The organism is Dellaglioa sp. CoH-57-MRSF-22, assembly GCF_056781895.1.
Genome location: NZ_JBXAXT010000018.1, coordinates 1 through 558 on the forward strand (window position 1 = coordinate 1; position 558 = coordinate 558).

The following is a 558-nucleotide window of genomic DNA, read 5'->3' on the forward strand; positions in this document are numbered from 1 at the left end:
ACCTGAAAACGAATTTTCAAGCGACCTATGCAACGGAGAACGCGGAAGTGGCTTGGAGTATAGCTACCGGTGGCACAGGCACAGCGCTACTTCCGGTTTCGGGGCCGCCCGATGCTACTACGGGACGATTCACTTGGAACTCTGGGCAAACTCCTGTCATAGCTCAGGTAAGCTCACCCAGTTCAGGAAGTAGAAACTTCGCGATTGCAACTGGGGGCGCGGCATACAACCTTTTGTACCAGACTGCCATGTCGGCAACGGGTTACCATTATTACGAAATTAGGCACGTTGCAGTGGCGGGAACGCCTAACACGTTTACCACATCTCTATCGATAGACGGTATTCTTCTGTACACCGGGACTACTGCCTATTCGTACGCAGCGACTTCTGACATAACTAGCATATTCCTGATAGCGTTTCAGAGAAACGGGGCCTTCACGGCGATCGATGACATCTATGTGACCCTAGACGACGGGCTAAATTACGTCGGTCCCTTAGGTCCTGTGAACATTATCGTGCGAAGGCCAACATCGGACACGCAGGCGCAGTGGACAAAAG